Annotated in this window: 23 protein-coding genes; 15 read left to right on the top strand and 8 right to left on the bottom strand. The window is 55.5% G+C overall.

Annotated features, from left to right (window positions below):
- The 3 genes from L579_RS05700 (at nt 1) to L579_RS05690 (ending at nt 5,334) form a co-directional block, all read left to right on the top strand.
- Nucleotides 1-3,162, top strand: a complete 3,162-nt coding sequence (locus L579_RS05700; protein WP_021183325.1) for an efflux RND transporter permease subunit — start codon at nt 1-3, stop codon at nt 3,160-3,162.
- 1 nt (nt 3,163) lies between these two features.
- Entirely contained in the window at nt 3,164-4,591 is a 1,428-nt protein-coding gene (locus tag L579_RS05695) for an efflux transporter outer membrane subunit (protein WP_021183324.1), read from the top strand.
- Between the two features lie 161 nt (nt 4,592-4,752).
- Entirely contained in the window at nt 4,753-5,334 is a 582-nt protein-coding gene (locus tag L579_RS05690) for a TetR/AcrR family transcriptional regulator (protein ID WP_021183323.1), read from the top strand.
- A gap of 1 nt (nt 5,335) precedes the next feature.
- On the opposite strand, the gene L579_RS05685 is transcribed toward L579_RS05690, so the two are convergent.
- Nucleotides 5,336-5,911, bottom strand: coding sequence for a TetR/AcrR family transcriptional regulator (locus tag L579_RS05685; protein ID WP_021183322.1), 576 nt, complete (start codon nt 5,909-5,911; stop codon nt 5,336-5,338).
- 166 nt (nt 5,912-6,077) lie between these two features.
- On the opposite strand from L579_RS05685, the gene L579_RS05680 reads away from it, so the two are divergent.
- The 8 genes from L579_RS05680 (at nt 6,078) to L579_RS05645 (ending at nt 13,127) form a co-directional block, all read left to right on the top strand.
- Nucleotides 6,078-6,782, top strand: coding sequence for a pirin family protein (locus L579_RS05680; protein WP_021183321.1), 705 nt, complete (start codon nt 6,078-6,080; stop codon nt 6,780-6,782).
- A gap of 205 nt (nt 6,783-6,987) precedes the next feature.
- Nucleotides 6,988-7,770: an SDR family oxidoreductase gene (locus tag L579_RS05675; protein ID WP_021183320.1), complete on the top strand. Its 783-nt coding sequence runs from the start codon at nt 6,988-6,990 to the stop codon at nt 7,768-7,770.
- A complete protein-coding gene (locus L579_RS05670; RefSeq protein WP_021183319.1) occupies nt 7,770-8,156 on the top strand; it encodes a nuclear transport factor 2 family protein in 387 nt (128 codons plus the stop codon). Before L579_RS05675 ends, L579_RS05670 begins: the two co-directional genes overlap by 1 nt.
- A complete protein-coding gene (locus tag L579_RS05665; protein ID WP_021183318.1) occupies nt 8,153-9,004 on the top strand; it encodes a fumarylacetoacetate hydrolase family protein in 852 nt (283 codons plus the stop codon). Before L579_RS05670 ends, L579_RS05665 begins: the two co-directional genes overlap by 4 nt.
- Nucleotides 9,001-10,224 (top strand): DUF3500 domain-containing protein, encoded by a 1,224-nt coding sequence (locus tag L579_RS05660; RefSeq protein WP_021183317.1) that lies wholly within the window; start codon nt 9,001-9,003, stop codon nt 10,222-10,224. Before L579_RS05665 ends, L579_RS05660 begins: the two co-directional genes overlap by 4 nt.
- A gap of 185 nt (nt 10,225-10,409) precedes the next feature.
- A complete protein-coding gene (locus L579_RS05655) occupies nt 10,410-11,744 on the top strand; it encodes a hypothetical protein (protein ID WP_021183316.1) in 1,335 nt (444 codons plus the stop codon).
- A 12-nt stretch (nt 11,745-11,756) separates the two neighbouring features.
- Entirely contained in the window at nt 11,757-12,143 is a 387-nt protein-coding gene (locus L579_RS05650; protein WP_021183315.1) for a RidA family protein, read from the top strand.
- Nucleotides 12,144-12,305: 162 nt separating this feature from the next.
- Nucleotides 12,306-13,127: a DUF2218 domain-containing protein gene (locus L579_RS05645; protein WP_021183314.1), complete on the top strand. Its 822-nt coding sequence runs from the start codon at nt 12,306-12,308 to the stop codon at nt 13,125-13,127.
- 383 nt (nt 13,128-13,510) lie between these two features.
- Here the strand turns inward: L579_RS05645 and hpaI are convergent, their stop codons facing one another.
- From hpaI to hpaD, 7 genes are all read right to left on the bottom strand, one after another.
- Entirely contained in the window at nt 13,511-14,275 is a 765-nt protein-coding gene (hpaI, locus tag L579_RS05640) for a 4-hydroxy-2-oxoheptanedioate aldolase (protein WP_021183313.1), read from the bottom strand.
- Between the two features lie 7 nt (nt 14,276-14,282).
- On the bottom strand, nt 14,283-15,086 hold the full coding sequence (hpaH, locus tag L579_RS05635) for a 2-oxo-hept-4-ene-1,7-dioate hydratase (protein WP_021183312.1): 804 nt from the start codon (nt 15,084-15,086) through the stop codon (nt 14,283-14,285).
- A gap of 2 nt (nt 15,087-15,088) precedes the next feature.
- The gene (locus tag L579_RS05630) at nt 15,089-15,964 is read right to left on the bottom strand and encodes a fumarylacetoacetate hydrolase family protein (RefSeq protein WP_021183311.1); all 876 of its coding nucleotides are present in this window, start codon (nt 15,962-15,964) and stop codon (nt 15,089-15,091) included.
- Nucleotides 15,965-16,084: 120 nt separating this feature from the next.
- Nucleotides 16,085-17,131, bottom strand: a complete 1,047-nt coding sequence (locus L579_RS05625) for an amidohydrolase family protein (RefSeq protein ID WP_013509026.1) — start codon at nt 17,129-17,131, stop codon at nt 16,085-16,087.
- Nucleotides 17,132-17,166: 35 nt separating this feature from the next.
- Complete coding sequence (locus tag L579_RS05620) at nt 17,167-18,453, bottom strand: FAD-dependent monooxygenase (protein ID WP_021183310.1); 1,287 nt, start codon at nt 18,451-18,453, stop codon at nt 17,167-17,169.
- 25 nt (nt 18,454-18,478) lie between these two features.
- On the bottom strand, nt 18,479-19,705 hold the full coding sequence (locus L579_RS05615) for an MFS transporter (protein WP_021183309.1): 1,227 nt from the start codon (nt 19,703-19,705) through the stop codon (nt 18,479-18,481).
- Between the two features lie 61 nt (nt 19,706-19,766).
- A complete protein-coding gene (hpaD, locus tag L579_RS05610) occupies nt 19,767-20,780 on the bottom strand; it encodes a 3,4-dihydroxyphenylacetate 2,3-dioxygenase (RefSeq protein ID WP_021183308.1) in 1,014 nt (337 codons plus the stop codon).
- Nucleotides 20,781-21,143: 363 nt separating this feature from the next.
- On the opposite strand from hpaD, the gene L579_RS05605 reads away from it, so the two are divergent.
- The 4 genes from L579_RS05605 (at nt 21,144) to L579_RS05590 (ending at nt 25,882) form a co-directional block, all read left to right on the top strand.
- A complete protein-coding gene (locus L579_RS05605) occupies nt 21,144-22,109 on the top strand; it encodes an alpha/beta fold hydrolase (RefSeq protein ID WP_051337943.1) in 966 nt (321 codons plus the stop codon).
- A 78-nt stretch (nt 22,110-22,187) separates the two neighbouring features.
- A complete protein-coding gene (locus L579_RS05600; protein ID WP_021183306.1) occupies nt 22,188-22,928 on the top strand; it encodes a response regulator in 741 nt (246 codons plus the stop codon).
- Nucleotides 22,925-24,226 (top strand): ATP-binding protein, encoded by a 1,302-nt coding sequence (locus tag L579_RS05595; protein ID WP_021183305.1) that lies wholly within the window; start codon nt 22,925-22,927, stop codon nt 24,224-24,226. Before L579_RS05600 ends, L579_RS05595 begins: the two co-directional genes overlap by 4 nt.
- A gap of 213 nt (nt 24,227-24,439) precedes the next feature.
- The gene (locus tag L579_RS05590) at nt 24,440-25,882 is read left to right on the top strand and encodes a hypothetical protein (RefSeq protein WP_021183304.1); all 1,443 of its coding nucleotides are present in this window, start codon (nt 24,440-24,442) and stop codon (nt 25,880-25,882) included.
- Nucleotides 25,883-26,042: the final 160 nt, after the last annotated feature.

Below are 26,042 nucleotides of genomic sequence, written 5' to 3'. Positions count from 1 at the left end.
ATGTTGGCTCAGTTCTTTATCCGACGGCCTGTTTTTGCCTGGGTGATCGCCATCTGCATCATGATGTTCGGTATCCTCAGCATCAAAAACCTGCCGATTGCGCAATATCCTGATGTGGCACCGCCGCAAATCAGTATCCAGGCCACCTACACCGGTGCATCCGCAGAAACGCTGGAAAGTAGCGTGACTCAGGTGATTGAGCAGCAGTTGACCGGTCTGGATGGTTTGCTCTACTTCTCCTCCACCAGTACCGCTTCAACCGGCCAGGTCAAAATCACCGTTACCTTTGAGCAGGGCACCGATCCTGATATCGCCCAGGTCCAGGTGCAGAATAAAGTGCAGCAGGCGGAAAGCCGTTTGCCGGACGCCGTGACCCAACAGGGTGTGACGGTCGAGAAGGCACAGAGTGACTTCCTGTTGATCATGGCGTTGTACGACAAAAACAACAAAGCCACCTCTTCGGACGTTGCCGACTACCTCGTCAGTAACATGGAAGATACGCTGGCGCGTCTGCCGGGCGTGGGGAGCGTGCAGGTGTTCGGTGCAGAATACGCGATGCGTATCTGGCTCGATCCGGCCAAACTGGCGTCCTATTCACTGATGCCTTCGGATGTGGAAACCGCGCTGGAAGCGCAAAACACCCAGGTGTCTTCGGGGCAGATCGGCGCACAACCGGCGAGCAAAGAGCAACAACTGGTCGCCACCGTGCGTTCCCGTTCCCGTCTGCAAACGCCGGAACAGTTCCGCAATATCGTGTTAAAAAGCCAGACCGACGGTTCAGTGGTGCATCTTAGTGATGTCGCGCGCGTGGAAATGGGCGATGACGACTACAGCGCCAACGTGCTGGCTAACGGCCATCCGGCATCGGGTATCGCGATTCAACTGGCGTCGGGAGCCAATGCGCTCTCCACGGCGGAGAACGTGAAAAATACCGTGAATGAGTTCCGCTCCAGCCTGCCGAGTGGTTATGACATCGCCTATCCGCTCGACAGTACCGACTTCGTTAAAATCTCCATCGAGGAAGTGGTCAAAACGCTGGTGGAAGCCATCATCCTCGTGGTGATCGTGATGTTTGTGTTCCTGCAAAACATCCGCACTACCTTGATCCCGGCAATTGCCGTGCCGGTGGTGCTGCTGGGTACCTTTGGGGTGCTGGCGGTATTTAACTACTCGATCAACACCCTGACGATGTTTGGTGTGGTGCTCGCCATCGGACTCTTGGTGGATGACGCCATCGTGGTGGTGGAAAACGTTGAGCGTGTGATGCGCGAAGAACGACTGCCGCCGCGTGAAGCCACCGAGAAATCGATGAAGGAAATCACCGGGGCGCTGATTGGTATCGCACTGGTGCTGTCAGCGGTCTTCCTGCCGATGACCTTCTTCAGCGGTTCCACCGGGGTGATTTACCGTCAGTTCTCCATCACCATCGTCTCCTCAATGGTGCTGTCGGTGGTGGTGGCATTGACGCTGACGCCAGCGCTGTGCGCCACCTTACTGAAACCGCACGATCATGAAAGCGGCCAGAAAGGTTTCTTTGGCTGGTTCAACCGCAGCTACGAAAAAATTCAGGCGCGTTATCACGAGAAAGTCGGGCATGTGATCCACAGCTCGGTGCGTTATTTGCTGCTGTATGCGGTGCTACTGATTGGCTGTGCCTTTATGTATCTGCGTCTGCCCACCGGCTTCCTGCCGACCGAAGACCAGGGTTACATCATGGTGCAGTACACGCTGGCACCGGGTGCCACTGAAAACCGCACCAGCGAAGTACGCCGCCAGATCCAGCAATACTTCGCCACCAAAGAGAAGGATAACGTCAACGTCAGCATGCTGGTGAACGGCTTCAGCTTTGCCGGTAGCGGGCAGAATGCGGGGATTGGCTTTATCTCATTGAAAAACTGGAGCGATCGTAAAGGGACGGAAAACACCGCTGACGCGATTGCCGGTCGCGCCATGATGAATCTGTCCGGCATCCGCGATGCGCAGGTGTTTGTGCTGTCACCACCGTCGATTTCCGGTCTGGGCCAGTCGAACGGCTTTACCTTCGAGTTACAGGCGCGCGGCAACACCAGTCGCGACGAGTTACTCAAGCTGCGTAACCAGTTAATCGCCTCCGCCAATCAGGATCCGGTGCTGAGTAGCGTGCGTGCCAATACCTTGCCGGATCTGCCGCAGTTGCAGGTGGATATCGACGATGAAAAAGCCCAGTCGCTGGGTCTGTCGGTCAGCAATATCAACAGTACCCTCAGTGCGGCGATTGGCGGGACTTATGTCAATGACTTCACCGATCGTGGCAGGGTGAAAAAGGTCTACATGCAGGGTGACGAGGATTTCCGCAGCAAACCGGAAGATATCAATAAATGGTTTGTGGCCGGCACCGACAACGACGGTGACACCACGATGGTGCCATTCTCGTCGTTCTCCTCTTCGCACTGGACCTATGGCCCGGATGTCCTGTCGCGCTACAACGGTCTGTCGTCCTATGAGATCCAGGGTTCATCCGCCTCGGGTAAAAGTTCGGGGGATGCCATGACGGCGATGGAAAAACTGGCAAGTAAACTGCCAGCAGGCACCACCTATGCCTGGAGCGGGCTGTCCTACCAGGAACGCCTGTCCGGCAACCAGGCGATGTCGCTGTACGCCATTTCGCTGATTGTGGTGTTCCTGTGTCTGGCGGCGTTGTATGAAAGCTGGTCAGTACCGTTCTCGGTAATGATGGTGGTGCCGCTCGGGGTCTTTGGTGCGCTGCTGGGGGTTACGCTGCGTGGACTGGAAAACGATGTCTATTTCCAGGTGGCGCTGCTCACCATCATCGGCCTGTCGGCGAAGAACGCCATTCTGATCGTCGAATTTGCTGAGGAGAATTACCGCAAAGGGGAAAACCTGGTGAAAGCTGCGGTCCATGCAGCCTCGATGCGTTTGCGTCCGATCATTATGACCTCGCTGGCGTTTACCGCCGGGGTCCTGCCGCTGGCAATATCCACCGGCGCAGGGGCGAATAGCCGTATCGCCATCGGTACGGGCATCATTGGCGGGACGATTTCCGCCACGCTGCTCGCGATTTTCTTAGTCCCGCTGTTCTTTGTGCTGGTCCGTCGTGTGTTCCCAGGCCTGCCGCATAGTCATGCGAGCCACACTGAATCTGCTGAGAAGACGGGGGAATAACATGTCAGCAAAACTTTTGGTGGTGTTTTTACCCTGTTTTCTCGCGGGTTGTATGTCGCTGGACCCGGACTATCAACGTCCGGCGTCACCGGTTGCCAACACCACGCCAAACGGGGATGCCTATAAATCGTTACAGGGTGCGCAGGCGGCTAACTACCGCGATATTGGCTGGCAGGAATATATTCTTGACCCCCAACTGCGTCAGGTGGTGACGATGGCGCTGGATAGTAGCCGCGATCTGCGGGAAGCGGTCGCCAGCGTGAAATCCGCCCATGCGCAATATGGCGAGGAACGCGCCGATCTGTTCCCGAGCCTGAGTGCCGGGGTGAGCGGTACGCGTTCACGCGCCCTGACCGGTGAAGGTAATCAAACCGCGATCAGCAACTCTTACAGCGCGGAAGGGAGTGTCAGTTCGTTCGAGCTGGATCTGTTTGGTAAAAACCAGAGTCTGACGCGTGAGCAGTATGAAACGTATCTCAGCACGCTGGAGGGCGCACGCAGCACGCGCCTGACGGTGCTGTACAATACGGTGGATTACTGGTTAACGCTGGCGGCGGATCGCAGCAATCTGGCCATCGCCAAAGAGACAGCCGAGAGTGCGCGGCAGTCGATGGAAGTGACGCGTAAGCAGATGGAGCACGGCACCGCTTCAATGGTGGATGTCTCCTCGGCGGAAACCACTTACCAGTCAGCAATGGCGGATGTTGCCAGCTACACCACCAGCGTGGCGCAGGACAAAAACGCGCTGGATTTGGTGGTAGGACGCAGCGTACCGGATAACCTGTTACCAGCGAATATCGATGCGCTGGGCCAGGCGTTCCGCGACGTCCCCGCCGGGATCTCTTCCGATGCGTTGCTGAACCGCCCGGATGTGCTGGAAGCGGAGCATAACCTGAAGTCAGCCAATGCCAGCATTGGCGCGGCGCGGGCGAATTTCTTCCCGACCATCTCCCTGACCGCCAGCGGCGGTGTCGGCAGTTCGGATCTCTCGTCACTGTTCAAAAACGGTGCCGGGATCTGGTCCTTCGCGCCGAGCATTTCACTGCCGATCTTTAAAGGCGGCTACAACGTGTCGTACCTGAAATACACCAAAGCGCAGAAGGAATACTACGTGGCGGCGTATGAAAAAGCGGTGCAAACTGCCTTTCAGGAAGTGGCGGATGCGCTGGCCCGACGCGGCACCATCAATGATCAGTTGACCAGCCAGCGTAATAACGTGGCGGCATCGCAGACCTATTACCATCTGGCCGACCTGCGTTATCGCAACGGGGTGGATACTTACCTGAATGCACTGACCGCGCAGCGCACGCTGTATAGCGCGCGTACCAGCCTGGTCAGCACGCAGCAGGCGTATTACCTGAACCTGATCACCTTCTACAAGGTGATGGGTGGCGGTACAGCGTTGAAAGAATCTGAACTGAAGTTGTAAAACATGCCGTTGGCCGATTTGGTATCGGCCCACGGTAAAATGTAAGCGGATTTTTGTCACGGCTATCGGCAAAAATCCGCGTACTGTACTATGTCGCGCTCTTAAATACGTAGCGGCGCGATTTATCGCGCAGGTTATTTTTTTGAATTAAGGAATTAAATTTGACCAGGCCAGAGCAGCAAGACTTTTTGCACCAGCGTAAACAGCTGATTATTGCTGCGGCGAAAGTCTGTTTCAGTCGTTCTGGTTTTCATGGTGCCAGTATGGCGGATATGAGTGCCGAAAGTGGTTTGGGTGCCGGGCAAATCTATCGTTATTTTAGCAGCAAAGAATTATTGGTGAGCGAAACGGTAAAAGTGATCGCTGAAGAGTGGCGGCTTTTTCTGGAAAAGAAACTCAGCCAGCAGCCCGAGGTGGCAGATATTATCGCCAGAGATTCTGCATTCTGGCGTGAGTGGTCGATAAAAGACCAGTGTTTATTACTGGAGGTCTATTCAGAAGCCTCACGTAATGCTGCCGTGCGAGATATTCTTGCGCAGCAGGAGCAACAACTTATTTCTGCTCTTGAGCCGGTTTTTCAACAGCAAAATCCGCAAATCAGTGCGGAGCAGCGTTTTAACCAGATCCATTTTTTGTTGTTACTGATTGATGGCGTAGCCTGTCGCACTTTTGTCGATAATGATTTGAATCAGCCCGAGTTGTTGCGACTCAGCACTATCCTCAATCAGCATTTGTTACCGTAATTCATTGTTGGGCAACGTTATTATTGACATCGCTGATGATACCATCAAAAAATGGCACAAAGGCGGGTGCAATTTCACGTTGTTTCATACAGCGGCGAATAATAATGCCATCAATGATTAATGAGAGCACATATAAACGCGTATGAATAACGCTGGCGTCTTTACCCGGATACAACGCCTGTTCTTTATTAATAAAATTCTCTCTGAGGCTTTTCCAGGCATCGGTCATGATTTGCATAATGCGTGGGTTACGCATGGCTTCAGACGATATCTCCATCAATAACACAATATCGTTTTCGACTTCGTGGGGCACCAGACCCGCAGAGAACAGTGGTAAACGTGCCTCACCACCCGATTTGGCAATCTGCTCCAGATCATCATTAAGCAAATCTTTCAGCCGTTGGGTGATAGTGAATACCAGCGCCTCAATAATCGACTCTTTATTGGTGAAATATTTATAAATCAGGCCAACGCTAATATTTGCCTGGCTGGCAATATTCTGGATTGATGTCTGATAAAAGCCTTTTAATCTCATGCACTGTTCAGCAGCGTCAAGGATCTGTTCTTTACGGTTCATGATGACGGGCCTGAGGGAAATAAAAGTCTATTTTACGCAACTTATTCCGCGCTGGCTAATCATCTATTGTCAAAAATTTTGACTTAAGCCAGCAAATCACCCCACTGGTGTCTGTTTCTTCCTTCTCTATGATGGCGGTATCAAACTGAATTAAGGGAGAACGACCATGAATCTGTTACGTGCACAGCGCGATCAGCTGTTTGAGTATGGCCCTTTCACCATCCGCCGTCAGCGTCCGGGCGAGGCATTTGGTCCACTGGCGATCATCGACCAGATGACGCTGAAAACCGGGGCGCAGGTGCCGATGCACCGCCATCAAAACGATGAGATTTTCACTTACGTCTGGCGCGGTTCTTCTCAGCACCAGCATGAAAATGGCGAGCGCACGCCGCTCAACGCCAAACGCGTGATGGTGGTCAGTGCCGGTGAGGGACTGCGTCACGAAGAATCCGCGCCGCTGATCGAAACCGAAATGTTGCAGGCTTATATTCGCCCGGCGCAGGAAGGTGGTGAGGGACGGGTACAGCACTTCACCCGTGCCGAGGGCGCAGCGGTAAATGCCTGGACGTTGCTGGCGGGGCCTGAAGGCAGTGATGCACCGCTGGCCTTGCGCCAGGCGATCTATGTGTATGACCTCAAACTGGAACGCGACCAGCAACTGGCGATTCCACAGCGCGCAGGTTTCGCCGTCTGGGTGACGCTGCTTGACGGTGTCGTGCGGGTCGGCGATCAGCGCTTGCATAAAGGTGATGCCATCAGTGATGCCGTTTCCCTGCCCGAGATTCGGGGGGAGCGTGATGCCACGGTGATTGCTTTTCTGGTAAAGGCCGATGCCCCAGCCGTGACCAGCGGCACCGTCAGCGGGCAATAAGAAAACCGTAAGGGCGCGATAAATCGCGCCCGACAAAGCCGCGCAGCGAGAATCCTTCTCATTTTCACATTTCATTAACGATCCGTGACCCGCCTCTGAGTTTTGCCGCGTAGAGCCGTGCAATATTCTGACATATCGTAATACTAGATATATCTAATTATTCGATATCGCACACTCATCAACGCAAAGTTTTCCGGGAGCAATCATGGATCTGGGCATTGGTAACAAACTCGCTTTTATCTGTGCGTCGTCGCAGGGGCTGGGGCTGGCGTGCGCGCAGGCGCTGGCAGCGGAAGGGGTACATGTCACCCTGAACGGACGCAACGAAGCCAAATTGCAGCAGGCCGCGCAGCGCCTGCGCGAGCAAAACCCGACGGCGCAGGTTAGCTATATCTGCGCGGATTTAACCAGTGCCGCCGGGCGCGATACTATCCTTTCGGCCTTACCGCAGATCGACATTCTGGTGACCAACAATGCCGGGCCACAGCCCGGTGCGCTGGCAGACTGGCAAGCCGCAGCGCTGCGTGAGGCGATGGAAGCCAATTTTATTCCTGCCATTCAGCTCATCCGCGCCTGGTTACCGGCCATGCAGGCCCGGCGTTTTGGTCGCATCATCAACATCACCTCCGCTATGGTTAAAACCCCGCATTACATGATGGGGCTCTCCACCTCGGCCCGCGCAGCGCTGACGGCAATGTGTAAAGCCATCAGCCAGGAAGTGGTGCGTGACAACGTCACCATTAATAACCTGTTGCCGGAGCGAATCGATACCCCGCGCCAGGAATTTATGCTGCAACGTTTAATCGCCAAAGAAGGCATCAGTCGCGAACAGGCGCGGGAGCGCAATGTGCAATCCATCGCCGCCCGGCGGTATGGCACGCCGGAAGAGTTCGGCGCGGCCTGCGCGTTTCTGTGCAGCCAGCAGGCCGGGTTTATTTCGGGGCAGAACTTGCAACTGGATGGCGGTTCCTATCCGGGGTTGATCTGATGAACAACCCCCACGCGCAATTACTTGAGTTTGAACAACAGCGCCAGCAGGCGTTAATTCACGCCGATTTGCCGCGTCTGGCCAGCATGTTGGCGGAAGACCTGGTGCATATCCACAGCACGGGCATGGTGCACAACAAAGCGCAATTTCTGGCACATGTGCAACGTATGGGCGGGTTCATCGCGATTCAGCGGGACACGCCCGCCATCCGCGTGGAGGGTGATATCGCCATCCTCACCGGTCACACGCGCAACCGGGTGCGGCTGCTGGAAACGGGAGAAGAGGCGGAGCGCTACGGTTTCTCGACGCTGGTGCTACGGCGCACACCTTCCGGCTGGCAAATTTTGCTCTCGCAGTTAACTCCTACAGCAAAGGAAAAAGCATGAAACTGGTACGTTTTACCGAACAGGGCCGCACGCGTATTGGCAAGGTGGTGGATGATCAGGTAATTGACCTCTCCGGAGTACCTGGCGTCACCGGCTCGATGCGCCAATTGTTGACCAGCCTGGCAACGCTGCGCCCGCGACTGGAAGCGGTGCATAGCCCGGCGTATGCGTTAGCGACAGTACAACTCGAAGCGCCGATCCAGGACGCGCAGAAGTTCCTCGGCATTGGCATGAACTACCGTAAACACGCTGAAGAGGCGCGTCAGGCGGGGATCCCCATCCCGGAAAGCCAGTTGTGGTTTAACAAGCAAGTCTCCTGCATCAACGGTCCTTTCTCCCCGGTCGTGAAGCCCGCAGCCAGCGAGAAAATGGATTACGAGATCGAGTTAGGCGTGGTAATTGGCAAACGCTGTCGCCATGTCAGCATCAGCGACGCCGCCAGCGTGATTGCCGGTTATCTGATCGTCAATGATGTCTCGGCACGCGACTGGCTGCATAAATCACCGACCTTTACGTTGGGTAAATCCTTCGACACCCACGGTCCGATTGGCCCGTGGATCACCACCGCCGATGAGATCCCCGATCCGCTGCGGCTGGAGATGAAGTTGTTCGTCAACGGTGAACTCCGCCAGCATGCCGACAGCGGCGACATGATTTACGACATCTACGCGCAGATTGCTTACCTGTCGACGGTGATGACGCTGGAACCGGGCGACATCCTGGCGACCGGAACGCCTTCCGGCATCGGTGCGCCAACCGGACGCTTCTTACAACCCGGTGATGTGATGCGGCTGGAGATTGAAGGTCTGGGTCATATCGAGAATCCGGTGGTTGAGGAACGCGTATGACCAGCCAAAATTTTCGCGATTATTTAATGCCCAATGATGCGGAACGCATCGGCCTGGCGCGCGGGGTGGATCTGCATACCTACGGCGCGCGCATGTTGGCAACCGAGAAAGCGCAGAAACTCAAAGCTCACTGGCAGGCGATGCTGGATGAAACCTTCCGCGGCATTACCGCCAATGGCGAGGTACAGTCCGGTCTGTTCAGCTTGCAGGATGAGGGGTTTGCCGTGGAAGAGGCGGTGAGGGCGGCGCAGGCGCTGTTTGCCAGCCTCGATAGCGCCCGGCAGCAGCAGGTGAGTTACGCCATCGATGCGCCACAATGGCGCGCCTGGTACAACCCGGAAATCCCGTTCAATGATTACGGTGTCAGGCTGGATGAAACCTCGGCGGCAACTCATGAAGCCTTCTGGTCGCTGCTGCGGAGTTGTACCAGTGCGGCGGGTTTTAGCCGGGTGCAACAGGTGATGGATGCCAACCATTTTCTCGGTGAACTGTACGATCTCACCCACATTATGAACCGCTGGAGCTTCCATTTTTTGCTGTTCGGTTCGCCTTCCGCTACCCAGCCGTGGGGTTGGTCGATTTACGGTCATCATGTGGCGTTTTGCTGTTTTATCGTCGGGCGGCAACTGGTGATTGCCCCGACCTTTTTCGGCGTTGAACCCAATGTTATCGAACGGGGTGATGCCAGCGATTGCGTGTTGTTCCGTGACGAGGAGCAGCTCGGTCTGGCCCTGATGCAGTCGCTCAGCGCCCGGCAGCAACATCGCGCCACGATCTATCAGTTAATGGAAGATCCCGCGATGCCGGCCGATCGCTTTAACTTTGCCGATCAGCGTCACCTTGGCGGTGCATTTCAGGACAATCGGGTGATCCCGCTGGAGGGTGTCTGCGTGGCGGAATTCACGCCCGCGCAGCGTCAACAGGTGATGGCGCTGGTAGCGGTGTTCCTGGCTTTCCTGCCCGACGGACCGCGCGCTGCGCGCCTGCAACAGATTGAGGCCCAGCTCGATAACACCTGGTGGAGCTGGATTGGCGGTTGTGGTGATGACGATGTGTTCTATTACCGGCTGCAAAGCCCGGTGGTGATGCTGGAGTTTGATCATCACAGCGGCATGTGGCTGACCAATGAAGAACCGGCGCGTTTCCATATCCATACCATTACCCGCATTCCCAACGGGAACGACTACGGCAAAGCGTTGTTGTCGCAGTTGCAGCAGTAAACCCAGGCGCAACGCCTGAATTCCTGTCGTACCGGGTGACGTCGTTCTGCCCGGGTAACCCACAGTGCCAGTTGACCGTTCCCGTCAGGGATTTCGGGCGGCTTCGCTGTGCCCCACGCGCGAGAAATCGCGCCGTAATTGAAATCGCGCGATAAACCGCGCCGCTACAATGAGGTTATCAGGCAATGGATGTTCATAAAAAAGCCAAAATTGCTGCATTAACCGTAGTGCCTCTGGCGTTGTTCTGCGGTACTTGCTTTGCGGAGGCTTCACCTGCAACGGACTCCGATAGCGTTAACGACTGGCTCACACAAGGCAATATCTCTGGCGAGCTAAAAACCATGACCTTTTTTAAAGAGTTCAGCGGCACCCAGGTTAACAAACGCACCAGCTCGGTGGGCGGTGATATTCAATATCGCAGCCCACAAATCGGCGGTTTTAGCGCCGGGGTAGGCGTGTACGGGGCGTATAACCTCGGGCTGAATCCTTCCGACCCGGAACGTACCGAAATCTATCTGCCGTCGGAAAACACCACGGTGCTGGGTAAAGCCTTCCTGCGTTATCAGGGCTATGGCTTTGATTTGCAGGGAGGACGTTTTGGCCTGGATACACCGTTTGCCAATGAAGGCGAAGGCTGGACCATGATCCCGGCGTTGTATCAGGGGTTCGGCGGCAGCTATGCGTTGGATGACAAGGGCGACCTGAAACTCAATGCGTATCGCATCTATCGCTTCAAACCGGAAAGTTCCGACCAGTTCGGCAAAGGGGATGCCGGTAACCCGGAAATCGAGGACACCAGCATGCCGTCGGTGGACAGCGATGGTTTCACCACGGTGGGGCTGCGCTACGGTCAGCAGTGGAATACGGTGGCGGAAGCCTGGTACTACAACTTCGATAAACGCGCTCAGCTGGGCTACGGTGGGGTCCAGCTACCGGTATCGGCGTTAAAATTCGGCAACTGGACACCGTACTGGGGCGCGCAGTATTTGCATGAATGGGATGCCAGCGACCAGGCGTATCCTTATCACAATATCGATACCGATCTTTATTCCGGGCGTATCGGCATGAAAACCCGCAATCATGATCTGTATTTCGCCGCGACGTATGTGCCACGCAAAGATGATGCCTTCCTTAACGGTGGCTTCTTCGCGCCTTATAGCTACGGTATTTACGACCATACCCCACTCGAAAGTGGTCAGCCGTTGGTGTCGATGGTCACCACCAACCAGCCGGGCAAGGCCTTTGCCTTACGCTACGCGTACCATGATGAAAAGTATCTCGGGGTGTTTGGCGTGACGCGTCTGGAACTGGAGGATTCCAGCGGGATCTACTATCCGCTACCGGCGGAGAACATCAATGCCGCCTTTATGATCCTCGGCTATAACGTCACGCCGCGTCTGCATCTGGAATTCGAGTTTGACTACGTCCATTCACCGAATGAGGTGACGGGTAATTACCATGCGGAACGTCTGCGTCTGGTATATCGCTTTGGCGCGAAAATGGCAGATGATGATTATTAATCAGGAGATGATATGAGCCGACGCGAAAGTATCTATATTGATGCCTTTCCCCATACCAATCCGATCCCGGCGGCGTGTCGGATAGGCGCGATGTTGTATTCCGGGGTGATCTACGGACGCGACCCACAGACCCAGCAGGTGCCTGCCGATCTCGGCGAGCAGTGCGCGCTGATGTTTAGCCATATCGAAAGCATCGTTAAGGCGGCGGGTGGCACGCTGGAGGACGTCATTAAGGTGACGTTATGGATGCAGGATAAATCGCAGCGTGAGGTGGTGAACCGCTACTGGCTGGCGGCATTCCCGGATGCCAACGCCCGTCCGGCACGCCATGCGTTGGACGGTAACTTCAGCGGTAATACCTTAATTCAGTGTGACTTTATCGCGGTACTGGATCGTTAATCTCTCATTGCGGGCAGTGATTGTATCTGCCCGCACCTTTCTCTATATTCCCTGTGCAACGGAAACGATGGCCGTAACGACTTGGACTATGTCGGAAATTTCGATATATTTAAAATTCAGTGATCATTGTGTGGTTATTTGCGTAACTGCGTGGGGGCAGTCATGGTTGGACAAAGCGAAATGGATACGCAGCCTGCGGCTGGCAAAACGGGTCGCCGGGCGCGTGCCTTCGATTATGGCGAGTTACGCCTGCTGTTGCTGGCGATCATCGCCAAACAACCCAGCCACGGCTATGAGCTGATCCATGAAGTGAATGAACGTCTGGGCGGCACCTACAAACCCAGCCCCGGCGTGCTCTATCCGGCGCTCACCTGGCTGTACGATCGCGGCTATGCCGAGATTGACTTAGAAAAGGGCGGGCGCAAACGCTACCGCATCACCGACGAAGGGAATGCGTTCCTCAGCGCCAATAAAACCGTGATTGATATGCTGGTGGCGCGTGTGGTGCCAAAACATCAGGGACAAGGCAAGTCGCCGCAGGCGATTGTTGAGGCGATGGACCATTTGAAACGTGCGTTAAGTCTGCGTGCCAAAATGGAGCCGGTGGCGGATCAGGTGGTCACGCGTATCGGGGAGATTATCCATGTTGCCGCTAACCAGATTGAAGCGTTGCTCAATGCGCCGACCCTGAGCGAAGGTGCGGCGAAGTGCGTGGCCGATATCATGACGCCAAACGGCGAGCGTTTTCTGCGCCGTCTCGGCAGCCATTTTCAGCACCGCACCCCGGTGGTGATGGATGAGAACAGCGGCCATTTCCGCATGAGTATGGGGGAGGTTCGTATGGAAGTGCTGGACGGTATTTTCCGCGTCACCCTCACCGCGTTGAATGAAGAGAAGCTGACCGAGATGCAGCATATTCTGGTGCGCCATCTGGAAGAGGCGGCGGTCCGTGAAACGCTGGAAGTGATATGGCAGCAGGTTTAAGGTAAAAACCGCGCGATAAATCGCGCCGCTACCGAATTTTTCCCGTTTTGTAGCGGCGCGATTTATCGCGCAAATCCGTGCATCCGTGTCGTCAATTATTGCCCGGTCTGTAGCGGCGCGATTTATCGCGCAAATCCGCGCATCCGTATCGTCAACCATTGTCCGGTTTGTAGCGGCGCGATTTATCGCGCAAATCCGCGTATCCGTATCGTCAATCATTGTCCGGTTTGTAGCGGCGCGATTTATCGCGCAAATCCGCGCATCCGTATCGTCAACTATTGCCCGGTCTGTAGCGGCGCGATTTAACGCGCAAATCCGCGCATCCGTATCGTCAACCATTGCCCGGTCTGTAGCGGCGCGATTTATCGCGCAAATCAGAGCGACTAGCGAAAATCCGCCGCCAGCGCCGAGGTGGCTTTCACCAACAATCCCACATCGCTACCCACCGCAACAAAGGTGGCACCCAGCTCCAGATAACGGGCGCAGAGCCTGGGATCAGCACTCAAAATTCCCGCCGCTTTACCGTGAGACTGAATGCGTACCAGCGCCGCCTCAACCACCTCCTGGACTTCCGGCGCACCGGGCTTGCCGGGAAAACCCATATCCGCCGCCAGATCGGCAGGTCCAATAAACACCCCATCGACCCCGTCAATAGCGGCAATGGCATCCAGTTGCGCCAGACCAGCACGGCTTTCCACCTGCACCAGCAGGCAAATCTGTGCATTGGCGCTGGTGAGATAATCTGGTGTGCGGTTAAAGGCTGAGGCCCGTGCCAGCGCCGCGCCGACGCCACGGATACCCTGCGGTGGATAACGCACCGCCTTCACCAGCGCCTGCGCCTGTGTGGCACTCTCCACCATCGGGATCAGCAACGTTTGTGCGCCAATATCCAGCAACTGCTTAATCAGCCAGGGAGCATCCATTGGCGCACGCACCACCGTATGCGCGGACGAGGCTGCCAGCGCCTGTAACTGCTGCATCAACAGCGGTACGTCATTGGGGGCGTGCTCGCCATCCAGCAGCAGCCAGTCAAACCCGGCACCGCCACAGATCTCAGCACTGTAAGGATTGGCGAGCGCCAGCCACAGGCCAATTTGCGGCTGTTGGTTGTGCAGCGCCTGTTTAAAACGATTAATCGGTGCAGACATCATTACCTCACGCAAAGTAGCAGCTGACGGAACCGTGACGGCCATAGTCAGCATGGATGGTGTCGCCGTGACGGGCCTCGATCGGACGGATAAACGAACCGGCAAGCACGATTTGGCCGGCGGCAAGATGGTCGCCATACTGCGCCAGTCGGTTCGCCAGCCAGGCGATGCCGCGTGCCGGATGGTTCAGAACCCCGGCCCCTAAACCGGTTTCCTCGACGGTGGCGTTGCGCGACACAATCGCGCCCATCCAGCGCATATCGACATTTTCTGGCGCGAACAACTGGCTACCTAACACGATGCCTGCGTTGGCGGCATTATCAGAGACGGTATCGACGATAGTGCGCGCTTTGCCGCTGGCAGCATCGCTACGCACGATGCGGGTGTCGAGAATCTCCAGCGCCGGTAGCACATAAGCGGTGGCGGCCAATACCGCTTCAACGTCCACGCCTGGCCCGCGCAGTGGCGCGTTAAGTACGAATGCCAGTTCCGCCTCGATACGTGGCTGAATAAAGCGGTCAGCCGGGATGGTGGCCCCGTCATCAAACACCATGTTGTCGAACAGCACGCCGGAATCGGGGGTGTCGATATTCAAGGCGTACTGCATCGCTTTCGATGTCAGGCCAATTTTCCAGCCGATGACCTTCCGCCCGCCGTCGATTTTTTGCCGCACCCACGCCTGTTGCACCGCATAGGCATCATCCAGCGTCATCTGCGGGTAGCGCAGCGACAACAACCCGGTCTGGCTGCGGCTACGCTCGGCCTGGTCCAGCGCTTCGACGGCGGCGAATAACTCGCTCTGGCTTAACATGGTCACACCTCATCCTTAACGTGATTGCGCAGGGTGCCAATCCCTTCGGCGTGGACTTCAATCACATCACCGGGCTTCAACCAGACCGGTGGTTCAAAGCGCGCGCCCGCACCGGTGGGGGTGCCGGTAAAGATGATGTCGCCGGGATTGAGCGGGATAAAGGTTGAGATATAGGCGATGATCCAACGGAATGAGAACGTCATATTGCAGGTGCGGTCGTCCTGACGCAGTTCACCGTTAACATGGGTGGTCAGACGAATATCCGCGATCTGCGCGGCTTCGGTGAAGGGCACCAGCCACGGGCCAATCGCGCCGGAACGATAGAAGTTCTTACCCTGAGTGACATTGAATTTACTGTGTCGCACCCAGTCGCGCACCGTGCCTTCATTGCCAAGCGTAATGGCGGCGATATGGTTTAACGCCTCGCTTTCAGGAATCCGGCGACCAGATTTGCCGATCACCATCACCACTTCACCTTCGTAATCAAGCTGCTCACTCTCGGCGGGGCGCAGCAGCGGCTGCTGATGGCCGGTGAGTGATTCAGGAAAACGGACAAACATCGACGGATAATCCGGCGCGCTCTGTCCGTCTTTATATTCGGCGTTGCGGTTGGGGTAGTTCACACCGATGCACAGAATTTTGCCCGGTTGCTCAAGCGGCATCTCGAACTGGATATCGGTCAGGGCATAATCCACCGGCAGGTTTTGCGCCTCGGCGGCCAGCGCGGTGAGGGCGTTATCAGCGATCACCGCATCCAGCGTCGGCCAGCGATCGGCAAAGCGCGGTTTAAGGTCAATCACCCCAGCGCCACTGATCAAACCATAGCTTTGTACCTGACCCTTTTCGGCGGAAAAACGGATAAATTGCGGTCGTTCCACGGGTTTTCTCCCCATTTTGGCAAAAATGCGGCGAGCAGAAGCCCGCCGCTCCCAGCATGAAGGCTGAGCAGTTTTCAAGACACAGGAGGGTTTGCGGCGTTGACGCAGCGCCGTGGCGCGTTATGCCAGGTTGAACATGCGCGCGGCGTTACCACCCAGAATGTTGGCTTTGTCTTCGGCGCTGATATCAAGACTCTCGATGGTTTCAATGCCTTTAAAGAACCAGTCTTTACGGATCGGGTAGGAGCTGCCGTACAGGATGTTTTTGCCGCCAATCACTTTCACTGCGGCTTCCAGTTGCGCTTTACCCCATTGCGGCGCGCCGGAGGTATCAAAGAAAATGTTGTTGCTCAGTTGCGCACGCAGGTTGCCGGTGCCGGTCTGGAAACGATCCACCGCATCGTTGAACTGATGTTGTGGCGGTACCAGCATATCGGCGAAGGCGTAGAACGCACCGCCCAGCATCGAGTGGATAAAGCGCAGGTTTGGCAACTCATCAAACATGCCGCTGAACAGCTCACGACCCACCGCAGTCGCCTGATCCACGCAGCGACCAAACTGGCGACGCTGGTTGGTGTAAGGCAGCACGGAGTTGAAATCCACCGGCAGCGGGGTGTGGTGAACCACCACCGGCACCTTGAGGTCGTTGAGGAACGTCAGGTATGGACGGAACGCCGGGTCATCGAGGTAGATTTGGCCGTAGTGCGCCACGATTTGCGCGCCACGGAAACCGAGTTGATTCAGGCAACGGTCCACTTCACGCAGACAATCGTCAGTCCCCCACGGCGGAACCACCGCCAGCGCTGACATGCGGCCTTCGCTGCGTTTCACGTATTCCGCCATGCGGGTGTTGACCTCTTTACAGGTTTCCAGATCCAGCCACTCCTGCCACACCGGCAGACGGAAAATGGCGTGATCAACCCCGGCTTTCTCCATATCCGCCAGTTGGCTTTCCAGCGTGTATTGCCCTTCGGCGTAGTTGAGGTTAACAAAGCCTTTCGGCTGCTCAATGATCAGCTGGCTCAGTTCCTTGCCTTCAATTTTCTCCACGCGGGTGTGCACGCCATATTGTTTTGGCACGCAGTCGAGAAATGAATTCAGCAGTTTCTTGTCAGAAAACAGCTCGCCCGGCAGCCAGTGCATGTTGGCATCGATAATTTTGCTCATAGTCAGTTCCTTTCTGTCTCAATTAAGGGGATAAATTATTTTTGGGTGGCAAAAACCGATTTGTATTTCGTCGGTTGGTCGGTCTCTTTTTCTGTCGGGATGCGCATACCGGCTTTGGCGTGGTACTCGCTGAAAATCGACAGGGCTTCTTCGTGCGGGAAGATGTTTTCAATGTCGTCGAACGGCTTACCACCGCTACGTTCTTCGACGATACGGCGCACCACTTCCGGGCCTTCGCCGCGTGATGCCAGCACCAGCCAGTTCACCTTCTCGCGGCGCTCCAGCTCATAGGCTTGCAACGCGGCGACCGGGTCAGCGATGGTGGCGAGTTTCTCGGCGATGACGCGGGCATCGACAAACGCCTGGCAGACGCTATTGCCACCGCGCGGATACATGGCATGGGCTGCGTCGCCGAGCAGGGTGATGCGGCCAAATGACCATTGCGGTAACGGGTCATGGTCGATCAACGGGAACAGATAGCATTCGCGGGCGTTGCGGATCATGGCGCTGACATCGATAAAATCGAGCTGGCAGTCGTCAAACACATGCTCAATCTCTTTGACGCCGGTTTCCTGGTTCCAGTCTTCTTCGCTTTGTGGTTTCTCGTTCTGCTCAATCACCCAGTTCACCAGTTGATTGCCCTGGTCATCGACGTTGTTCTGGATCGGATAGACGATCAGCGTGCCCTGACGAATCGGATCGCCGATATGCAGAATGCTGCCGCCGGTTTTGAACGGCGGCATCACGGTGACGCCGCGATATAAGGTCAGACCGGAGAAGTGGCTGCGGGCTGATTCCGGCAGCAGTTTGCTGCGCACCACCGAACGGATACCATCGACGCCAATCACCACATCGGCGCGCACGCTTTGCGGAGCATTGGGATTGAGACGGGTATCAAAATGCACGGTTACGCCGCTGTCATCCTGTTCGAAATGGCTGCAACGGCAACCAAGGGTGATGGCATCCGCACCGAGGCGTTCCTGTACCGCTTTGTACAGCATCATTTGCAGATGGCCGCGATGGACGAAGCGTTGGTCGTATTCGTAGCCCATATGCTTGCCGCATTGCTCGCCAAAAATTTGCTGGCCGTAGCCGGTATAGAAAATGGACTCTTTAGCTTCTACGGAGATGTCGACAAAGGCGTCGTACAAACCCATTTCAGTAATTTCTTTCACCGCATATGGCTTGATATCTACGCCGACTCCCAGCGGTTTGATTTCAACGACGGCTTCAAACAGGCGCGGGCGAAAACCCTGTTGATGCAGGCGCAGGGCGGCAGCCAAACCGGCCGGGCCGGCACCAATGATGACGATATCCAACATAATGACTTCCTCTTGTTATTCAGAGTTAACTGTGGCTTTTCAGGGTATTAGCTTTGAGCCCGTGACCGGGCTGGCGCTGTACATCGCGCAGCCAGATCGGTAATCCGGCGAGGCAGACCACCAGACCACCGATAACCAGCAGTGCCAGCGACTGCGGGTCTTCGCTGTTCTGCGCGGCGATAAACAGCGGTGGACCTAAGAACACACCGACCAGCGTCAGTTGGGTGATCAGACCGCTGGTGGCTCCGATGCTTTCGCGTGATGGCGCGACCACCGGAGCCAGCGCCCACATGCCCACCAGCAAACCGCTGCCGAACATAAACAACCAGGAGGCACCTATGGAGAACATAAAGCCGAGCGGCAGGGTGAAAATCGCCAGCGCGGGTGCGCCGGTCAGTACCAGGCCCACCACGCCAATCGCGGCAGCTCTGACACCCCGGTTCAGCAATGCGCCAACCATCAGGCAGCCAATGCCGTTACATACCATCGCCACCACGTTCCAGTGGGCGACTTCCAGCAGAGGCACGCTGTAGCGTTTGGCGAGATACGGGGCGAGGGTGGAGATAATGCCGGTTTGCAAAAAGGCATCAGCACCGAAGGAAATACCCAACAGATAGATCAACGGGCTACGCAGCACGGAGCGTAAGCCTCGGGTGCGTGAGAATTGTGCCTTCTCTTCTGGCGTGCGACGCGGCAGGCTGACGGTGGCGACAAACGCCAGGGCCAGCGTCAGGACCGAGTGCGCCAGGAAGGCAGCACGCCAGTTGCCAAAATGGTCGGCCAGACCGGCTGAGAGGAACGGCAGCAGAAAACTGGCAGGAACAAAGGTGGACCACAGCGCCATCGCCATATTACGTTGCTTACCGGTGGTGATGCGGATCAGCAAGGTCACGGCGGCCACGGCGGTTAACACATAACCGATGCCGGTAACGATGCGCCCGCCCAGCAGCAGATTAAACGACGGTGCCGCAACCACGCAGATATCCCCCAGCACAATCACCACGGCACCGATTAGTAACACCACCCGATCCCCGGCGCGGTCGACAATATAACCCGCCAGCAGCGCGCCGAGAGCCACCATCAACGATGGCAGCGACATAATCAGGCCGATCTGGCTGTGTTCAAACACATGAAACTCTTTGGCAATCGAACCTAACTCAGTCACCGCTTCGCTGACCGTCATGGCTGCCATCACGCCGAGCGCGTAGGCGACCAGAATCCGCACCAGCGGGTTTTGAATAAATGTACTCACGATCCGTTCTCCCAATAGCTGATTTCACACAGGATTTAGCGTTATGGACTGACGCAGGCGCTTAGCCATCATTGGCAAGGGCGAGAAAGCGCTCCAGCGTGGGCGGATCGATCGGGGTTTCCGGCTGGATGACCGGAACGTTGGCGAAGGGCGTCGCTTCGGTAAACCACTTGTTTTGCGCCGGGAGTCCCCACTGGTCGGCACGTTTGGGATCGGCCAGATTCCAGCCAAGCGCCGGTTCGATGTCGATATGTTGATAGTGGGTATTAAACAACTCGATACGATGGCCGTCGGGATCGCGGAAGTAGACGAACAGGGCACCGCTGATGCCGTGACGACCCGGACCTCGTTCCAGTTGCGGTGCGTAACCGAGCGCACCGGCCACGTCACAGGCGCGGATCATGTCGTTGGTATCAGGCAGGGTGTAGGCAAAATGGTGCAGGCGCGGCCCCGGCCCCTGGGTGAAGACGATATCGTGCGGATTCCCTTTGCGCTGTAGCCAGACGCCCCACAGATGTTGATTGTCTTCGACCTGCGACCAGGTGTATTCGCTGACGCGAAAACCCAGTGGCTGATAGAACGACCAGGCCTGACGTACATCGCTGGTTTGTAACTGATAGTGGTCAAGGCGCTGGGCGCTGGCACCGCGATAATGCTGGTAATTTTTCAGCATGCGCTCACAGGCATCCATCGACGCGCAGAATTCCAACGGGACGCCAACATGGTCGGTGACATGCAGGGTTAAGCCCTGAAAGGGCACCTCAACAATGCGCGTTTCCTTACCCTGTGCGGCGAAATAGTCTTCCGCTTTATAGATATCGTCATCGCGGCACACGCGCATCCCGATACGGGCGCAGTGGGTATCGCTGGCTTTTTTTAACACCAGGCTGTGATGCCCACGTTCCTCTAATCCGCGCAGATACACGCTGGACGCATCCTCATCACTGACCACCAATCCGATTAAATCGGTGTAGAAGCGTTTGCTGGCCTCAAGGTCGCGAACGTTCAGGACAACATGACTGGCACGCGTCACGTTGAAAGGTGGCTCCAAAACCAACTCATCGATCTGTGGCATGGGTATGTTCTCTCTTTCAGATAAAAGGGGTACCGCTCAGTGTTGTTGTAATAAATTTAGATATATCGTGTTAATAGATATATCTCATAATGTTGCCGGGATAGGAGATCGAGCGCACAGATTGAAAGGAAAATTTTTGCGGTGTGATAAATCGAATAATGCCAGTACCGTAGCGGCGCGATTTATCGCGCAGGTTTGTATCGCACTGTATCTGCCTCGCTCCCCAATACATCGCGAGGCAAAAATCCGGGTGAGCAGAAACAAGCGCTATACATCGGGGTGGTGTAATTCAGGCGTTGTCACTTACACATCAAATTTTCTGGAGAGAACGCCATGTTACGTAAATCACTGTTAGCGACCCTGATGACCGCCACCGCCCTGTTTGCTACCACTGCTGCGGTGGCTGCCCCGACTGAAGCCGATTACGCCCAGGCCTTCCACACCATCCACCAAGTGAAAGCCGGGGTGCTGAATGTCGGCTATGTCGATATTGGCCCGCGTGATGGCCAGGCGGTGATTCTGTTACACGGCTGGCCGTACGATATTCAAAGCTATGCTCAGGTTGCGCCACAGCTGGCGGCACAGGGCTATCGCGTTATCGTACCTTACCTGCGCGGTTATGGTTCAACCCGCTTCCTCTCTGCCAGTACGCCACGTAACGGTCAGCCCTCAGCGCTGGCGGCTGACACCGTGGCATTGATGGACGCGCTGGGGATCAAACAGGCGGTCTTCGCCGGGTTTGACTGGGGTGCACGTACCGCCGATATCGTGGCGGCGCTGTGGCCGGAGCGCGTGAAATCGCTGGTTTCCGTCAGCGGTTATCTGATCAGCAGCCAGGAGATCGGTAAAAAACCGCTGCCGCCGCAGGCGGAGCTGCAATGGTGGTATCAGTTCTATTTCGCCACCGAACGTGGCCGTGAAGGCTATGCGAAGAACACCCATGATTTTGCCAAATTAATCTGGCAGCAGGCGTCACCGGGCTGGAAATTCAGCGATGCGACCTTTAACCAAAGCGCGCAGGCGCTGGATAACCCGGACCAGGTTGCGGTGACGGTCAGCAACTATCGCTGGCGTATCGGGATGGAACCGGGAGAAGCGAAATATGCCGCCTATGAGAAAAAACTGGCGACGCTGCCGGTGATTAGCGTGCCGACCATTACCATCGAAGGGGATAACAACGGAGCGCCGCATCCGGCTCCGGCGGCATATCGGGCAAAATTCAGCGGCAAATATGAGCATCGTACCTTCAGCGGCAATATTGGTCATAACCCGCCCGCCGAAGACCCGCAGGATTTTGTGAAAGCTGTCGTTGATGCGGCAAAAATGTAATTCTGTGGTAATAAGTTATTGTCGGACCGGTATTTTATGACCGGTCTTTTTTGTCTGGCCCGCTGACAGGAGGTTGTTTTGGAGCACATTGATCACATCCTGGTTGTTGATGATGACCGGGACATCCGCGAACTGATCACCGACTATCTGGTGAAATCGGGTTATCGCGCCACCGGTGCCGCCAATGGCCGTGAGATGCGTGCGGTGCTGGCAGCGAATGCGATAGACCTGGTGGTGTTGGACATTATGATGCCGGGTGATGATGGTCTGACCTTGTGCCGCCAGCTACGCAGCGATCCACAACGTAATCTGCCGATTTTGATGCTGACGGCGCGCAGCGAAGACAGCGACCGTATCCTCGGGCTGGAGATGGGCGCGGATGATTATCTGATCAAACCCTTTGTCGCGCGTGAATTGCTGGCAAGGATCAAAGCGATTCTGCGCCGTACCCGCGCGCTGCCGCCCAACCTGCAAATCACCGAAACTGGTCGCCTGATTGCTTTTGGTGACTGGCAACTGGATACCTCGGCGCGCCATCTGCTGGATACCGACGGGGTCATCGTCGCGTTGAGCGGGGCGGAATACCGTCTGCTGCGGGTGTTTCTCGATCATCCGCAACGGGTATTAACCCGTGACCAGCTGCTGAACCTGACTCAGGGGCGCGATGCCGAACTGTTTGAACGCTCGATTGACCTGTTGGTCAGCCGTTTGCGCCAGCGGCTGCGCGAGGACGCGCGCGAACCCGCGTACATCAAAACGGTACGCAGTGAAGGTTATGTGCTGGCTGCGCCGGTCACCATTAAAGAGGTCAATGTATGAGGCTCTGGCCGCGTTCGCTGTTATCGCGTCTGGTGTTGATTGTGCTGCTCGGGCTGGTGCTGGCAAACGGTATGACGGTGGTCAGCCTGATGATTGAACGGATGAGCAGCGCCAAAACCGTGATGCTCGGCAATCTTGAATACGATGTGGCGACCAGCGTGGCAATCCTGGATCACCTCTCCCCGTCAGAGCGTCCCGGTTGGCTGGCGAAGCTGGCGCGTGGCAATTATCGCTATGAATTGTCGGCGGGGCAGCCAGGCCCCTGGCCGGATAGCTGGCGGGCGCGGGATGCCATCCGCTCGTTGCAGGAGACGCTGGGCGGCCAGTACCCGTTGACCTTTACCAATGTACCCGGCCCGCGTCTGCATATTCAGGCCCATATCACCTTACACGATGGTGCGCCGCTGACACTGGATCTCTGGCCGCGCATGCCGGCGATTGCGCGCTGGTTGCCGGTGGTGTTGTTTGCCCAACTGATCTTGCTGGCGGTCTGTGCCTGGATAGCGGTACGTCAGGTGGTCAGGCCGTTTATGCGTTTCACCCAGGCAGTGGAAGGATTAAAACCGGCCAGCGCCAGTGCCAGCATCATGCCGGAAAATGGTCCGGCAGAGGTGCAACAGGCCGCGCGGGCATTTAATGCAATGCAGTTGCGGATTCAGGATCATTTGCAGGAACGAGCACAGATTCTGGCGGCGATATCCCATGACCTGCAAACCCCTATCACCCGTATGAAGTTGCGGGTTGAGATGTCGGAACAGCCCGAACTGCGCGACAAGTTGCTGGGCGATTTAGACAATATGAGCCGCCTGGTACGCGAGGGCATTGACTATGCACGCTCCGCACAAATACCGGATGAGACGCCGCAGCGTGTCAGCCTCAATGCGTTTTTGGATAGCATTGCCTGTGATTACCAGGATGTGGGTAAAGCGGTCAGCTTTTTGCCCTGCACGGGGCCGGATAATTTCAGCATTCGTCAGCAGGCGTTACGCCGCATTATGACCAACCTGATTGATAATGCGCTTAAGTTTGGTTCTCAGGCTGAGGTGGCGTTATCCGGAACGGCGGAAGGCGGCATGAACATTCATGTGCGTGATAACGGCCCCGGCATTCCGGAAGACGAACTGGAAGCGGTGCTGAAACCATTTTACCGGGTGGAAAGTTCCCGTAATCGTCACACCGGCGGTACCGGGCTGGGATTGGCGATCGCTTCGCAATTGATCAATCAGATGTCAGGGAGCCTGATATTGAGTAATCGCGCGCAGGGAGGGCTGGAGGTTCAGATTATATTAAGGGGATGAGCGGCGGTATTCTCAGGTGGTTGTCCCTGATTCTCAGTATTAATTCATATCTGTTGGTGGGATAAGTGTGCATTTTATCTCACCCCTCTGTTGTGATCATCATTAATTCATAATCAAATTATTCTTTTTCTATTTTCCTGACCTCATGGCCGTGACAGGGTACCGGTGCTCAATCGCCACTATTATGCCTAAACCTAAGGGAACGGGTTGAATATGAAAATATCGAATTATGTGATAGCCGCCAGTCTCGGACTGGCTATTACGCCATTGGCATCTGCTGCATTGTTATCGGAAATATCGGCACTCAGAGAAATCAACCTCGGTTTTGATTCCATATGTGCCTTCGATGTGACGCCAGTCGGGGATGTTTATCTATTGGGTCTGATGAATGACAATCGCAAAGTAATACGCTACACCGTGGTCAAAAATGATTTCAAGACCCTCTATTCCGGTGAAGTGAAAAGCCGCTATAATAGCAATATATTATGCGACTCACGGGAAAACATTGTACCTGGCGACCGTGATGATTTTTATTTTCGTGCCGAATGGAGTTATGATCCTGATTTCCTGGAAAGCCGTAATTATGGCTCCATCCATCATGTGAAATTTAAACAACAGCAGAGTGAGACGGTATTTAGCCACAAGGATACCAGTATCAACAGTCTGTTCCTGAATAAAAACAGCAAGCGTTTATATGCCACAATGGCACCAATCTGGTCGCCCGATCGGCATCACACCACGGTGATGGCGCATGACATAACTACCGGTGCCACGCAGTGGCATGAGCGTTATCTGTATGCATCCAAAGGGAGCATTGCCAGCCATGATCGGTCTAAACTTTATCTGCTGGGTGAGGATAAAGCACAGCTAATTGACCTGGTCAATAATACGATCATCTATGAAAGTGAGTCGTTAATTGGCGCTAATCTGGCCACTAGCGATGATAAAGGTAACGTTTATGCTGGCAACCTTAACGGTAAGCAGGGGCGCGTATTTATGGCAAAACTCCAGCCATTTTCATCCTCACCTGCGCCTTTGCAATGGCTGATTCCTTACTCAGAAGATCTTACCCACGATGTCTTCAGCCGCGCGGTCGTTGCGCCTGATAATTCACTCTTTATTAGCAGCGCAACCACGGTGAACGGCGCGGGCATCTGGCAACTCGATCCTAATACCGGTGAGCGCATTTCGTTTATTTTCCCACCTTCAATGGACATTGATACCCGTCCTGAATTTATTGCCTCTGCGGTTTTCGATAATCAGACCGGAATGGGATACAGCTATTCCTCTTTTAAACTCCGTAAGGATTCACGGGATAATGTACACGATATCTGGCGCTTTTCACCTGATGGGAAAACCTCCGAAAAATTGTTCACGGTTAGCGACGGTATATATGTACCACGCGGTTTTGGCCTGGTGAATAATCACCTGTTAGTCGCGATAAAAGATACCCTCTATGTCTATAACCTCAATCAGGAAGAAAATGAACTGGATTATAAGGGAGTAAAAAATAACGGACCGGATACCTTTACCCGTCATGATGCCGATCAGGGCCTTACCATCCAGTATCAGGCTCCGCCGGAAAGTGCAGGTCGTCATGATTACTATCTCTTTAGCCTGATAGGTGAATCTGTCGCGGTGACGGTCACCCCCTGAAGCGTAACCACTTTGTAGCTTTATGTATCAACGCCACCCCCGGACATGCAAGACGACAAAAACCGGGGGGAGCGGAAACGTTGTGAACACAACCAACGGGTTAAATAACGTCACTGCCAGATGACGCAGTGGTTAATTTCACTCAATCATGTTCACGAGG

The sequence above is a fragment of the Pantoea sp. AS-PWVM4 genome, assembly GCF_000468095.1.
Lineage (GTDB): Bacteria > Pseudomonadota > Gammaproteobacteria > Enterobacterales > Enterobacteriaceae > Pantoea > Pantoea phytobeneficialis.
This window is presented reverse-complemented; position numbering and strand designations above follow the sequence as displayed.